The organism is Pseudoalteromonas sp. (assembly GCF_041613455.1).
In the GTDB taxonomy this organism is placed as follows: domain Bacteria; phylum Pseudomonadota; class Gammaproteobacteria; order Enterobacterales; family Alteromonadaceae; genus Pseudoalteromonas.
The window spans coordinates 1-14,127 of the sequence record NZ_JBFJHD010000073.1; the positions used below are offsets into that span (position 1 = coordinate 1).

Annotated in this window: 7 protein-coding genes; all 7 read right to left on the bottom strand. The window is 42.9% G+C overall.

Translation table 11 applies throughout. The features are described from left to right. The coding region (locus ABYB02_RS08825; RefSeq protein ID WP_372762100.1) for an NAD-glutamate dehydrogenase at window positions 1-4,822 on the bottom strand (4,822 nt) is incomplete at its 3' end. Between the two features lie 210 nt (window positions 4,823-5,032). Next, a complete protein-coding gene (locus ABYB02_RS08830; protein ID WP_372762101.1) occupies window positions 5,033-7,354 on the bottom strand; it encodes an RND family transporter in 2,322 nt (773 codons plus the stop codon). Continuing rightward, window positions 7,354-8,349 (bottom strand): WD40/YVTN/BNR-like repeat-containing protein, encoded by a 996-nt coding sequence (locus tag ABYB02_RS08835; protein ID WP_372762102.1) that lies wholly within the window; start codon window positions 8,347-8,349, stop codon window positions 7,354-7,356. The genes ABYB02_RS08830 and ABYB02_RS08835 overlap by 1 nt, the downstream gene beginning before the upstream one ends. 125 nt (window positions 8,350-8,474) lie before the next feature. Next, complete coding sequence (locus tag ABYB02_RS08840) at window positions 8,475-9,839, bottom strand: DUF1329 domain-containing protein (protein WP_372762106.1); 1,365 nt, start codon at window positions 9,837-9,839, stop codon at window positions 8,475-8,477. A gap of 13 nt (window positions 9,840-9,852) precedes the next feature. Beyond that, window positions 9,853-11,952: a DUF1302 domain-containing protein gene (locus tag ABYB02_RS08845; RefSeq protein ID WP_372762103.1), complete on the bottom strand. Its 2,100-nt coding sequence runs from the start codon at window positions 11,950-11,952 to the stop codon at window positions 9,853-9,855. A gap of 252 nt (window positions 11,953-12,204) precedes the next feature. Continuing rightward, a complete protein-coding gene (locus ABYB02_RS08850; RefSeq protein WP_372762104.1) occupies window positions 12,205-12,426 on the bottom strand; it encodes a DUF2835 family protein in 222 nt (73 codons plus the stop codon). 8 nt (window positions 12,427-12,434) lie between these two features. Beyond that, on the bottom strand, window positions 12,435-14,127 hold a 1,693-nt coding region (locus ABYB02_RS08855; protein WP_372762105.1), incomplete at its 5' end, for a DUF3458 domain-containing protein.

Sequence of the window (14,127 nt, forward strand, 5' to 3'; positions counted from 1 at the left end):
AGTTGTGGCTTAGTAGCATTAATTCACGTAGTGCCACTGAGAATTTAGCAAAATCATGGGTTTGTGATGTTCTAAATTCAGCCAACATTTGTTGCCAGCGTTGTAATAACACGTGTTGATCATCCATCCACTGCTCAATTTGGGCATTAACGTCTTTATCATCCCCTTCAAAACCGTTTAACACCACTTCTGAAAGGATACGTTGTTGCCAATCAAGCTCTTCACGGTACGATGCACGCGCTAATGCCTGCCAATGGTTAGCGACCGGTTGCTTAGTAATTTGCTCTAGGAACCAATGTAAGCCCATGCCTGCACCTAACTTGAAGTACGTATGCGACACCATGCCGATGCTACGTCCTGAGTTAGCAGCAATTTCCGCTAAATCCATCACTGAGAACAAGCTCGATAATGACACAACGCGATTGGCCAGTTCTGCCGGTACGCCTTTATTCGCTAATTCTTGCGCTTCTTGTACTAGGCGTGCACTTTCAACATCAACCATGTAGCTGTTTAAGTTAGCGCTTAAGTCGCTAAAGCTCGGCGCAAAGAACTCCAGTGTTTGTTCAATGGTTAGTGCCTTATTACGATGGCGTAAGAACCAACGGGTTACACGACGTACCGTACGACGCAACTGGTACAACATTTCAGTTTGCACTGCAGCCGGGATTTGGTTATCCAGCGCCACAATTTGCGCCCAAGTGTCACGCATTTGGAATAGTTCACTGGCAATCGAATAACACAGCGCAATTTCAGCTTCATTAGCACCGGTTTCTTCTTGCATGCGCACCATGAAGTTAAGACCCATGTCGTTAACAATACTGTTTGCTAACTTAGTTACAATGATCTCTTTACGCAGTGGGTGGTTATTCATCGCGTCGTTAAATTTCTCACGTAAAGGACGTGGGAACGAATTAACCAATAGCTGACGGTAATACGGGTTTTCGGTAATGTCGTCAGTTACTAGCGACTCTTTCAATACCATTTTTGCGTACGATACTAATACCGATAGCTCAGGGCGAGTTAGGTCTTTGCCGTCTGCCGCGCGCTCTGCTAATTCTTCATCGGTAGGAATAAACTCGATGGCACGGTTTAACTTGCCTTCTTTTTCCAGCGCATGAATAAAACGTATTTTTTCTTTTAGCGTTGAAGAGCCACGCCACTGCGTGATCGACAGTGTATGTGTTTGACGGTAACAATCGTTGAGTACCAATTTAGCCACTTCATCGGTCATCGCATACAGCAACTCATCACGTTGTTTACGTGTTAAATCGCCTGATGTCACTAAGCCATTAAGTAAAATTTTAATATTTACTTCGTTATCAGAACAGGTTACGCCACCTACGTTATCAATAAAGTCGGTATTGATACGGCCACCCTTAGCGGCAAATTCAATACGCCCTAACTGTGTCGCACCTAAGTTACCACCTTCACCAACAACTTTTGCACCCAGCTCACTGCCGTTGATACGCACTGCATCATTGGCGCGATCGCCCACATCGGCATCCGTTTCTTTAGCACTCTTAATATAAGTACCAATGCCGCCATTCCACAGTAAATCGAATTTCATCATCAGTGACGCTTTGATCAATTCACTGGGTGTCATAGTGGCTTTTTTAGTGCCTAACATTTTCTTCATTTCTGGGCTAAGCGTAATTGACTTAGCAGCACGTGAGAATACTCCACCGCCCTCAGAAATAAGATCTTTATTAAAGTCTTCCCACGACGAACGCGGTAAGTTAAATAACCGTTCACGCTCAGGGTAGGTAGCAGCCGCATCTGGATTTGGATCAACAAAAATATGCATGTGGTTAAAGGCAACCTGCAAACGAATATGCTTTGACAACAGCATACCGTTACCAAATACATCACCGGCCATGTCGCCCACTGCAACCACAGTGAAGTCAGTGCTCTGACAATCAATATCCATTTCGCGGAAGTGACGTTTTACTGACTCCCATGCGCCTCTTGCCGTGATGCCCATTTTCTTATGGTCATAACCAACCGAGCCACCCGATGCAAACGCATCACCTAGCCAAAAGTTATATTCGTTGGCAATGCCATTGGCAATATCTGAGAAGGTTGCGGTGCCTTTATCGGCAGCTACCACTAAATACGGGTCATCTTCGTCATGACGAGTAACATTGGTGGGGGCTACAATCGCGCCATCTACAATGTTATCAGTGATATCTAATAATGCGCTGATAAATATTTTATAGCACGCTTGGCCTTCTTTAATAAACGCGTCACGTTCACTTGGCAGCTGTTTACACACAAACCCACCTTTTGAGCCTACAGGCACAATCACTGAGTTTTTAACTTGTTGCGCTTTTACTAAGCCTAATACTTCAGTGCGGAAGTCTTCACGACGGTCTGACCAACGTAGGCCACCACGGGCCACTTTACCATAACGTAAATGCACACCCTCTACGCGCGGTGAGTAAACAAATATTTCAAACGCCGGAATGGGTAAAGGCACGTCGGGGATCAAGTTAGGTTGAATTTTAAACGACACATACGACTTGAACTGCCCTGCCGCATCTTTTTGGAAATAGTTAGTACGCAAGGTAGCCACTATCATATCAACGTACAAACGAATGATACGGTCATCATCAAGGTTCGCTACATTTTCCAGCTCTAAGTAAATGTCCGCCGCCAACTTCTCTAATGTTTTAGCACTGGCTGGGCTTTTAACTGAGAATTTTTTAGCAAATAAATTAACAATTTTTGCTGCAATATGTGGGTAGCTGGCAAACGTACCTTCAATATACGCTTGCGAGAACGTTACGCCAATTTGACGCATGTACTTAGCATAAGCACGTAAAATTGATGCTTCACGGCCCGTCAGGCCACCCATTAATACCAAGCGGTTAAAGCCATCATTTTCTAAACGATTGTTCCATACGCTGGTTAATGCAGCTCGAAAACGCGCCGACACTTTATCAAAATCGGCCATGCCTTTGCTGTCTATCAGCATTGAGAAGTCCATGATCCAGTTAATGTTACCATCGCTGGTTTTAACTGAATAAGGTGTTTCACCCACCACACGTAAACCAAAGTTTTCCAGCATCGGCATAACGTCAGATAAGTGAATAGGCTCATCTTTATGGAATAAGCTTAAACGCACCACATTGCTGTTTGCTTCTTCTTGTGGGCGATAAAATAGCATTTCTAGTTTGTTGTCATCGCTGAGCATTTCTAGCTTTTCGATATCAACCACAGCAGCACTCGGTAATACTTCGTCTTTGTACGAACGTGCAAAGGCGTGTGCGTATTTACGGTTTAATTCGTTGCCGCGTGCTTCGCCTGCCTGCTCTAATAAGGCAGATTGTAATTTATCTTCCCAGGTACGTGCCGCTTCAACTAAATTATTTTCAATGTCTTTCACTTTGTACTCAATATTATTATCTGTCACACGCACGGTATAGTGTGTTCGTGCCAATGTAGACTCAGAGAAGTAGGTGGTAAATTCAACTTTTTCGTCAGAATTAAATGCGTTTGCTAAAATGTTTTGTGTTTCATGACGCAGGGCAGTGTTATAACGCTCACGTGGCACATACACCATACATGAGAAAAAACGACCATAGGCATCTTTACGCACAAATAAGCGACACATATCCCGCTCTTGTACTTGTAACACGCCCATAGCTACTTCTAACAATTCGCTTTCGCTTGCTTGCACCAGCTCATCACGCGGGTATGTTTCTAACAGGTTTAGCACCGCTTTATACGCGTGCGTGCCTTTAGCAAAATCACACATTTGCATAATGCGATTAATTTTACTTTTTAGAACCGGCACATCGGCAGCACTATTGTTATAGAAGTTTGATGAAAATAACCCAATAAAACGGTCTTCACCAATTACATTGCCTTGGTCATCAAAACGTTTTACACCTACGTAGTCAATGTAAGCGGGGCGATGAACGCGCGAGATTGAATTGGTTTTAGTTAAAATCAGCAAATTACTGCTGCGCGCTTCTTGGCGGGCGACTTCGGGTAACTCAGAAAGTAATCGAGTGTGTTCAACGTTGGTGTTTTTCATTAAGCCAAGGCTAGTATCCATAACACCTTTTAACTCGTAATCACCTTGAATTGGCGATAGCTTATATTCACGATACCCCATTAAGGTAAAGTTATCTTTCACTAACCAATCTAAAAACTCGACGGTTTCGGCCAGTTCTGCGTCGTTTTTATCAGCGTGGCGTTTCGGTAAATCTTTACTTACCGCAATTAATTTTTCGCGAATAGGTTGCCAATCTTCTACCGCAACAGACACATCTATCAATACTGTTTCTAGCTCTTTTTTGAAAGACTCAATCACAGCTGAATCTGTTTGACGGTCAATTTCAATAAAGAATACGGTTTTAGTTGAGCTTGATTCTTGTTCTGCTTTTAGGCTAGATAAGCCCGAAATTTTATCGTTATCATCGCGTTGAATTTTTAACGGGGTATGCAGTAGTAAGTGAGAGGCAATATTTTCACGTGTCATGGCCATACGCACTGAATCAACTAAAAACGGCATGTCTTTAGCAATGATTTCAACAATTGTATGCGATGACTGCCAGCCATCTTTTGCCACTTCGGGGTTGAAAACGCGTATCACCGCGTTATCTGATATATTTTTTTCTAGCGAATTCCAAAGGCTAAGTGCAGCACCATATAAGTCACTGTCGTTACGATTTGCCAAATCCTCTTTAGACATATTGCTGTACAAGGCTCTGGCAAATTTTTCAACGAGTAACACATTATCAGCGCGAACTTTTTTCTGGATAAGCTTACAGACATTATCTAAGATAACCGAGGCTTGACCTTCATTTCGTGTCATTGTTTATTCCTTAAATCTATCACTGCTTAGTAGCAGAATATTTGTACAGCATTTATTAGCGTGGAGTCAGGCAAATTCTAACTCGTTTACAACTAATAAACAGCCTTTTCCGATGAAAACATTTAGCGCTTTTAAGCTATTTGGTCATCTATGCACAAATTTTAGATATAAATGGCCTTTACAGGCCATTTAGGAGCAAACTTATTCACTTTATTTCTTCTGGTCTGTCCAGAGCAAGCTGCCAATTGCTGGTAAAAGCAGCACTGCACCCAACATATTAACCAAAAACATGAAAGTCAGCAGAATTCCCATATCTACTTGGAATTTCAGATCGGAGAAAATCCAAGTACTGACGCCAATTGCAAGCGTAATACCGGTAAATAATACCGCGCTTCCGCGTTCAATTAATGCCTTACGGTATGCCAAACTTAACGGTACATTGTGCTTAAGCTGTCCCATCATCGATGACAAAATATAAATGCCGTAATCAACACCAATCCCCACCCCTAACGCAATCACGGGCAAAGTTGATACGGTTAAGCCAATTTCAAGCTGTACCATCAGCGCTTGCGCCAAAGTGGATACCACATACAGCGGTAACACCACCGCGACGGTGGCTTTTATGCTTCTAAAGCTTAGCAAACACAACACAATCACTGCGCCATATACATATAACATCATTGGTATTTGCGCTGCAGAAACCGATTCATTAGTCGCTGCCATCACCCCTACTGGGCCTGATGCTAATTTAAAGGCCAGTTGCTCGGTGCCTTCTTCTGCGGCAAATTGTTTTACGCTGGCAATAACACGGTCAATGGTTTGTGCTTTATGATCATCTAAAAATATCACCACCGGCATCACCGAACAATCGCCATTGAGTAACCCAGTACTGGTTTCTACCCGCGCCGTCGATTGCACTAAACTGGCACTGTTACGTGGTAACGTCTGCCATTTTAAATTACCTTCGTTATAGCCTGCATTCACTGACTGCGCTACCGAGCTTAAGCTTACCGCTGATTGCACCCCAGCTAAGTTCTCTACTTTATATTGAAAGCGACTAATGCGATCCATCACATCGTACTCAGTACACGCTGCCGGATACGCTTCGACAATCACTTTTAAAATATCTGACGAAATAGTGTATTTGTCCGATATTAAAAAGGTATCTTGGTTATAACGTGCATCTTGGTGTAACGAAGGGGCGCCCGCATGTAAGTCACCAATACGCATTTTATCAGCCTGCCAGTAGCCAAAGGCAAATAGCACTAACGTGACTGCAATAATAATTTTCGCTATTTTAGGATCGGTTGCTTTAACGAGTTGATTTTGAATAGCGTCGAACAGGTTCGGTTTATTGATATTTCCCGATTTAATATGCACGCTGTCTTCAAAGCGCATATACGATGCCCACACCGGCAACAAAATTAAATTAGTAAAAATAATCACCGCCACCCCTAAACTAGCGGTAATAGCGAGCTCTCTAATAATCCCTATATCAATAGTTAATAGCGTTAAAAAGCCCACGGTGTCGGATAATAACGCAATCCCACCCGGTACCAGTAATGTTCTAAAGCTCGATTCACAACAAAGGCGAGTACTGTTACCCTCGGCCACTTTTTTACCTATGGTGTTAATCATTTGCACACCATGGCTAACGCCAATGGCAAACACTAAAAATGGCACCAAAATTGACATAGGGTCTAGGCCAAAACCTAACGTGGATAATAAACCCAGTTGCCAAACCACGGCAATAAACGAACATACTATCGGTAGTATGGTCAGCTTTAAGCTGCCACAAAATAACCACACCATGATAAAGGTAAACGCAATGGCAATGGCAAAAAATAACACCACGCCTTTTGCGCCTTCTGCGATATCGCCAGCCATTTTCGCAAAACCTATGATATGTATGCTCACTTGATCGGTACTGAGTGGGCCACGTACTTCACTTTCTAGCTTTTCGGCAAAGGCTAAGGTATCGAGTTTTTCTTGGGTTTGCGGATCAGTTTCCAGTAATTGTGCGGTGACCATAGCACAGGAATAGTCGCTGGCAATCATGCGGCCAACCACTTTCGCTTTTTCGATGTTTTCTTTAACCACGCCTAAGCCGCGCTTATCTGCTGTAAAGTTAGCTGGAATGATTGGCCCACCGGCAAAACCATCTTCAACCACTTCAACAAAGCGGGCACTTGGAGAAAAAATTGAGTTAACTAACGGGCGGTTTACCCCGGGAATAAAGTACAGCTGATCATGAACCGCTTTAAGTTGGGTAAAAAATTCCGGATTAAAAATATCGCCGCTGTCATCACACACCGAGATTAAAATACTATTCGCGCCACCAAATTGCTTTTCATGCTTGGTGTACACTTTCATATAGTCGTGGTTTAACGGAATATTTTTATTAAACGACGCATCAAGTTGAATTTGCGTTGCTTTAAAAACCAATAAACAGGTAATAACTGCAAAACTCAGCAACATTATTAAACGGTGTCTAAAAACCGTTTTTTCGATTAAGTCTAAAAAATTATGCATTAAGGGGTCAACTCCTTCACTTTAATGCCATCTTCTGTGGCCATGATCAGGCGATTACCCATGATCACCGCATCCAAAATTGCTTTACCATCGGCTAATTGTTCGTATGACAACTGCCCTGCTTTTAAATGAAAAATGACGCCACTATTGGCAAGCATCAACCATTGATCGTTTTTGTAATTAATAATGCTATTAACCGTTGCTGTTTTATCATTTGCTAATGGTTGCCAAAACGCTTCACCATGTTGGCGGGTAAACACGTTACCGCGAAGACCGGCGACAATCTCTTGCTGAGCGTTGCTATTAAAGGCAAAAAATGAGCCGGGGTAGATTTCTTCAACACGCTGCCATGTCTTCCCCGCATCGCTACTTTTTGCCATTAGGCCCATTTCGCCTACTAACATTAACCCTGCTGCTGTTTGTTCTATGCGATTGAAATGCGGCAAAATTGAAGCGGTTTCTGCTGCATATCCTTGTGGATCATGCTGTTTTAAGTCGTTTAAATAGTCTCTGTCTTCGCTAAATAATAACGAGTCTAAAAAGCGTTTTTGCCAATGTTTACCGCCATCGCTGGTTTGGTAAAACATGCCATAAGCGCCCACTGCGTAACCGTTTAAAGTATCTTTAAATAAGATATCTAAACAGGGTTTATCTACTTCTGGCATAGCCTGCTGTAGCTGCCATGTGGAGCCACCGTCGGTGGTGTTTATGATGGTGGCGTCATGACCACAGGCCCAACCGTTTTTGTCGTCAGTAAAATCAACGGCCGTTAATAGTACTTGGGTAGGGACTGATGCAGCTTGTTGCCAATCAATGCCATTGGTGCTGCTTATCACGGTACCGTGTTTACCAACCGCGACAAACCCTGCTGAGGTTTCAGTTATATCAGTCAGTAACGTTTTATCGGCGTTTATTGCACTAATAGCGTATTGCGGATCATCTTGTGCGACACTCGCACCACTAAGGATCAGGCTGGCATATACCAAATACTTCATAAATTTAATCGCCTTGAACTGAGGAATTGTTTGTCTAGATCGGTGAGGAACGTCCTGCGCGTCAAAGGACAAACGCGATTTGAAAGGAAAAGGCACCTAACGCTTGGTTAGGTGCCTGTGTTTAACTATCTACCTTCACGGCGTAATGCACTAGAGGTAAACTCGTTGTCATTAAATGACTTAGAAAAATCATACATTTTATGTTGATTGTCTAACCCAATTGCCAAGTAACGGCGCGAGTTTAAGTCATGATAAACCTCTAAGGTACTCCACTGAGTAGGTACTTCGTAGTAGTTAAGGCCATACGCCATCGCTACACGGTAAAGTTGGTCGCGGTTATCATAAATATCGGTAACTTGTACTTGCCAGCTATCTTCATCGATATAAAACACACGTTTTTTATAAATATGGCGCGTGTCATCTTTTAAGTTAGCTTCCACCACCCATACACGGTGTTTTTCGTAACGGGTATGCTCGGGATTAATATGCCCTGCCATTAGGATGTCGTCATAACTTAATTTGTCACTGTGCAGCTTGTAGCTATTATATGGAATATACAGCTCTTGCTTACCTTTTAGTGTCCATGTGTAACGGTTTGGTGAACCGTTAAACATATCAAAGTCATCGGTGGTACGTAAGCTATCCGCTGCAGTGCCCGGTGCATCATAGGCCACATTCGGCGCACGACGTACACGGCGTTGACCACTGTTGTATGTCCATGCTTGGCGCGGGGTTAAAATTTGGTCCATGGTTTCATGTACCAATAGCGCAGTACCGGCTAAGCGTGCAGGCTCAGTGACCTTTTGTTTAAACTTAAACAAAATATTTGAGTCTTGTAGCTGTGCCGGGGTTGCACTCGGATCAGAATATTTAACTAATAATTGCTCATCAAAGCCTACATAGTTATACGAGCCCGATGCTGTCGGCGCAGCTTGTCCACCAAAGCGTTCAATTGACTGCCCACGATAGCGCAACAAGTGGTTCCAAATCGCTTCCAAACCGGTTTTAGGAATAGGAAATGGAATACCAATAGCGGTATTTTTAATGCCGTTTCCGCCTTCGATTAGCTCCGCTGTAGAAGCAAATTGCTTCGTCGCATCGTACACAAATTGCGGATACGACGCAGAGCGGCGTGTTTGGTAAACCGGCATTTTAAAAGTATCTGGGTAGGCTTCAAATAACGCGATTTGCCCTGGAGTTAGATTCGCTTTATATTTTTCAAGGTTGCTTTTATCAATTGTAAACAACACTTTATCTTTATTAAACGGATCTAAGTGGTGCATGCCAGGTTCATAACCTGCAGGCGCCGCAGTAATGCCACCATTCCACGCAGGGATAGAGCCATCCGCATTAGCGGCTTTTTCAGCGCCAAGTGGAGTTAAGTCAGCCCCCAAGCGTGCCGCTTCTTCACTGCTAATTTTAGCCAGTGTGGCGTGGCTTGCAAACAAGCTACAAAATGCAGTAGCGATGAGGGTAGGCTTTTTAAACATCATAATATTACCCCTAGATAGAATATTTTAAGTTAAATGAAATGTAATCGCGGTCAGAGAAGGTATTAATGTCGCCACCACCCCAAAATGAGTTATAGCTAACATCTAATGACCACGCATTTTGATAGTTAAAGTTCATGGTTGCCCCTAACGATTTACGATCTTCAATAAATAAGAACATCGGATCCGGCGTATTACCATTTACGTCATGAGAAAACACAAAACGCGGTGAAAAGTTAATGCCGTTGTAGAGGTTGTAGTAATCACCTTTGGCAATTAAGCGATAGCCCCACGACGTTGCCGTAGCAAACTGCTTTTGCTCTGGGCCATTAGATAACGCCATGTGAAGTGCTGAGTAATCAGAGCTACCTGGACCTTTCATTATGCCACTTCGGCCAGTACCCGAAACGTTTAAGCGCATTTCATCGTACTCTGGCATGCTGTGAATACGCACTCCACCCACTTCACCAACCACGGCCCAACTATCGGCGCCCAGCGATGGGCCAAATAAGTGGGTAGCGGTAAATTGTAGCTGGCTGGTATTACGTTCAATATAGCCTTTTGCTAATTCGCCCGGCCCTACCACACTAATATCATTGCCTTGGCTCATTTGTGAGATACCTGCAAATTCAGGGCGTAAACCTGCCAGTGCTAATTGCTCAGGCATAGCTGCATAAAGTAGCTCTACGTCATCAATTTGCAGTGGCTCATCTTCTCGAAAAGTAAATTCACCGGCGAATGCCGTTTCACCGAGTGAGGTGTTAAAGCTTAAACCGTACAGTTTAATATCTTCTGGGTATTCATTTTTAGCTAAAGAAAACGCTTTTAAGTTATGAATGTTGTCTTCAGTGATTTCAGTGGTTGAAATCATCGCTAAATCTTGTGCCAGTGAAGCTTGGGTAAAGTTAGATACACGACCCGATACTAACGGGCGGCGACTATGATAGTTAACATGATAAAATGCCACTTCAGTGTCGTTAAACTCAGGTAAAAATACCCCTAAACGTAAACCGTATTGACCGCCATCTTCTGGCTCAACTTTGCCCTCATCGCCTTTGCCTTTTAACGCCACTTTAGTCGGGTACGCTAAATACATTTGCGCTAGCAATGCTTGACCTTGTGCACTTGAGGGATCGATCCCCTGTGCCGCAGCCACTTGCGCATACGTTGCTGTGAGGTTATTTAAGCTGTTGGTTAAAAATTCTAAATCGATATCGGGATTTGAGGTAAAGCCTAACTGCACGTTTTGTTTATAACCATTGTCAGAGGCAAAATCATTGGTTGAAAAATAAGTCCCTGTTGCAGGTAACCGTGTTTCATGCCATTGATACTGATAAAAGCCTTCTAAGGTCACGTCATCGGTAATGCCTAATGACGCCCATAACATGCCTACCGGAATAAACGCTTCTTTAAGCTCTGCACCGGGTGCTTTTAAGCGGTCAATATCAACGGGGTTAACGTTAATACCGTGCGAAATAAGTGTACTTTCGCCCCAGTTAATAACTTGTTGACCAACACGCACCGAGAGTGGGTTTTGTCCGTCATTTAAGTCAAAATTTGCCCATACAAACGCATCGAGTAAGCGAATATCCGCACAGCTTTGTTTTTTAGTGTCTTTATCGTCGCACGGATCAACGCTATTGCCCGAGGTCGGGTTAACATAAGCACGATCGCCATCCATTAATTCAAAATCATAAAAATACATAAAGCGCGTAAACAAGCCGTAGTTATCTTTATTGATTGATAAATCGTGGGTGCCTTTTAATAGTTTTGAAAACGAGTCACCACTATCAAAGTTTAAATCGCCTGCATCACCATTATTTGAGTATGAACCTGGTTGTGCCCACACATCTTGAGATGAGTAAATTGTATTACCCGTGGCAGGGTTGTAACCCGTCCAATCGAATGAAGGGTGGTTACTTTTACCGATTAAGCCAAAGTCTCTGTCTTCAACGCGAATACTTTGTCCATAAGAAAAAGTGGAGTCGAAAGTAATATCAAAACCTCCCGCCTCAAATACAGCAGCATTTGCAGACACTGCAGTTAACCCTATGCTAGCGGCTGCTAAACCGATAGCGATTTTGTTTTTAACAAAAAGCGATCTTCTTATCATTTTGGTTTCCCCCTGTCGCGGGTCATTTTGTGTGATCAAGTTATTGTTTTTAGTGTAATCGTAACGATAGAAGTGAATTAATTAAATTACAAACACCGTGCTTCAATCTATCATAATCTTTATCTACTCAGTGACGTTTACGTATTGGTAAGACGTCATACCAGTAATTTATACACGTTATTTAACAATAGGACAAATCGAAATTAACAAAAAGGCAATATTTATCTCTATCTATAACATATAAACAAATAGTTAAGCTACTCGTTCTAGACGGATAAACTGATTTTCGAGGGTAACTAACAACCTAAAGCGCCCTCTTATTCCCAAGCTGGAAATAAAAGGCCGTAGGTGGTTTGCGGTAAAACGTATTGTCTTACCGCTGTCGTCAATGACTTGCACAGCGCTATAACGACCATGGTAATAATCCATACATTCGTTATAGCTTAAGTTTAATCTAAAATAGTGTTCATTCATTGGTTAACTTAGCTTAGCGCTTTTTCAACCTTTTCATAGAGATCATCACTGAGACCTGCAAGGCTTGCCAAGCGCTCTAATTGTGTTTTCATTGCTTTAGAGCGTACATCATCATAACGCTTCCATGCCATAAATGGTGTGAGCATCCGCGATGCATTTTGTGGGTTTATGCTATTGAGTTTGATCAGTAAGTCACCTAACAATTTATAGCCTTGACCATCACGGCGGTGAAACTGTGCAATATTAAAGTGGCTAAAGCTGCCCATTAACGCACGAACCCGGTTAGGGTTGGCAAAATCAAAACACGGATGCTGGTAGAGTGCTTTAATATTTGCAATGGCATCATCACTCGACTGCATCGCTTGCAGTGCAAACCATTTATCCATTACCAGCACATCATGACGCCATTGACTGTCAAAATGATTTAACAAGCTATCGCTTAGTGGATGACTCGCTTTAATAACCGCACTCAATGCCCCTAACACATTGGTCATATTAGTAGAACTTGCTGCTGCAGTAATAAGTGCTGTCCCTTGCTCGCTGTCTGTTTTAGCTAAATAATGCAAACACTGTTGCTTTAACGCCCGCACAGCGACGGCCTCTGCCTGCACACTGCCATCATCCACTAATGCGTGGTAGCAATCGAGCAACTCATTGTGAAGCGCATCAGCAATTTGTTGTTCAAACTGGTTGCTAATACGAATAATGTCATCAACAGGAATAACGTCAAATTCGGCAGCTAAGGTATCAAAACTAGGCAGTTTTAACAGCTCGGCAATTAACGCTAAATCACCTTCTCTAGTTGTGATCAACACCCGCAATGCGGCTAAGGTAGCATCGCTTAATGGGTTATTTGTTGCCGTGGTTATATTGTGTTTAATCGCATTAATGAATAATTGCTGTTGTGCATCCCAACGTGAAAAATCACTACGCGCAAAACGCATGATATGCAATAAATTCGGCTCCGTAATTTGTTGCTTTAAAATACACGGGGCAGAAAAATCTTCCAGTAACACAGCAACAGGTTCGCTACTAATACCATCAAAGTGAAAAGTTTGCGTTGTTTGCGTAACATCAAGTACCTGCTCAACCGGCTCGCCGTTATATTGCAGTGCAATGCTATTACCTTCGGGGTCTAATAGCTCTATGGCAAACGGAATATGTAACGTAGCGTTGTTAGGCTGGTTAACTGGTGGCAGCTGCTCTATCGTCAAACTATACCTTTGCGTAGCTGCATCATACGTTTGCAGCGCAGTTAAACGCGGCGTACCCGATTGACTATACCAGCGTTTAAATTGCGTTAAGTCAATATTTGAAGCATCACTCATGGCACTAACAAAGTCGTCGCAGGTAACCGCTTGGCCGTCATGACGCTGAAAATATAATGCCATACCCTGCTGAAACTTTTCTTCGCCTAATAAGGTGTGCATCATACGAATAACTTCCGCGCCTTTATCATACACGGTCACGGTATAAAAGTTATTCATTTCGATCACTTGCTCGGGACGTATCGGGTGCGCCATCGGGCCGGCGTCTTCACTAAACTGATGGGTACGCATTACTTTAACCGCATCAATTCGATTTAACGCACGCGAGCCTAAATCGCTACTGAATTCTTGATCTCTAAATACCGTTAAGCCTTCTTTTAACGACAATTGAAACCAATCTCGACAGGTTACGCGGTTACCGGTCCAGTTATGA